Below are 1,456 nucleotides of genomic sequence, written 5' to 3' on the forward strand. Positions count from 1 at the left end.
CGACGTCGCGGACCTCCCCGGTCAGACTGCCGCCGGACACCCGGACGTCCGGGAGCGGCGCGTCCGGCGCGGTGCCGAACGGGACGGCGAGCACGGCCGTCCGCTCCCCCGACGCGAGCGCGGGCAGCAGCTCGTCGTCCGCCGCCAGCAGGGCCGCCGTGGCGATGACCGAGCTGGTCAGGAACGGGACGGGCGCGACGGCGCGGCCCAGTTCCTCCATGACGACCGCGGTCTCGCGCCAGGTCGCCCCGCCGCCGCCCCGCTCCTCGGGCACGGGCAGCGCCAGAACGCCGAAGTCGACCAAGGCGCGCCACAGCGCGCCGCCCGGCTGCCCGTCCTCCTCGGCACCGGCGGGTTCGGTGCCCGCGAGGACGTCCTGCCAGGCGCACCGTTCCTCCAGCATGCCGCGCAGGCCCGAGCGCAGGTCGTCCTCGATCTCGCCGTACAGCAGGTCGGTCACTTCGGCAGGTCCTTCCAGGGGACGTCCTTGTCCACCCGGATCTCCCCGGGCAGCCCCAGCACGCGTTCGGCGATGATGTTGCGCAGGATCTCCGACGTGCCGCCCTCGATGGAGTTGCCCTTGGCGCGCAGGTACCGGTAGCCGGGCGAGCGGCGGGTGAAGTCCACCTCGGTCGGGCGGCGCATCGTCCAGTCGTCGTAGCGCAGGCCCTCGGAGCCGAGCAGCTCCAGCTCCAGGCCGGAGATCTCCTGGTTGAGGCGGGCGAAGGCGAGCTTGGCCGCCGAGCCCTCCGGGCCCGGGCTGCCGGCCGCGAGCCGCTGGCGCAGCCGCTCGCCGGTGAGCCGGGCCGCCTCGGCGTCCACCCACAGGCTCATCAGCTCCTCGTGCCCGGCCGGGGTGCGCAGCTCGGGACGGTCGCGCCAGAGGCCGGCGACGACGCCGATCATGCCGCCCTCGCGGGGCGCGGCGCGGCCGCCGATCGCGACGCGCTCGTTCATCAGCGTGGTCGTGGCGACCCGCCAGCCCTCCCCCACCTCGCCGAGCCGGTGCTCGTCGGGGACGGCGACCCCGGTGAGGAACACCTCGTTGAACTCGGCCTCGCCGGTGAGCTGGCGCAGCGGGCGGACCTCGACGCCCGGCGCGCGCATGTCGCACACGAAGTAGGTCATGCCGCGGTGCTTGGGGACGTCCGGGTCGGTGCGGGCGACCAGGATGGCCCAGCGCGCCTCGTGCGCCATGGACGTCCAGACCTTCTGGCCGTCGACCGTCCAGGAGTCGCCGTCCCGCACGGCGCGGGTGCCGAGCGCGGCGAGGTCCGAGCCCGCCCCGGGCTCGGAGAACAGCTGGCACCAGATCTCCTCGCCGGTCCACAGCGGGCGCAGGAACCGGCGCTTCTGCTCCTCGGTGCCGAACGCCAGGATCGTCGGGGCGGCCATCCCGAGCCCGATGGCGTTGGCCTCGGGGCGGTTCGTCGGCGCGCCCGCCCGCTGGAACGCC

2 protein-coding genes are annotated in these 1,456 nt (G+C 75.3%); both read right to left on the reverse strand.

From position 1 onward, the window contains the following. Positions 1-460: acyl-CoA dehydrogenase family protein (locus AB0J52_RS40390; protein ID WP_500188490.1), on the reverse strand; the 460-nt coding region annotated here is incomplete at its 3' end. Beyond that, positions 457-1,456: acyl-CoA dehydrogenase family protein (locus AB0J52_RS40395; RefSeq protein ID WP_500188492.1), on the reverse strand; the 1,000-nt coding region annotated here is incomplete at its 5' end. The genes AB0J52_RS40390 and AB0J52_RS40395, both read right to left, overlap by 4 nt.

Source organism: Spirillospora sp. NPDC049652, from assembly GCF_040675125.1.
Taxonomy (GTDB): Bacteria; Actinomycetota; Actinomycetes; order Streptosporangiales; family Streptosporangiaceae; genus Spirillospora.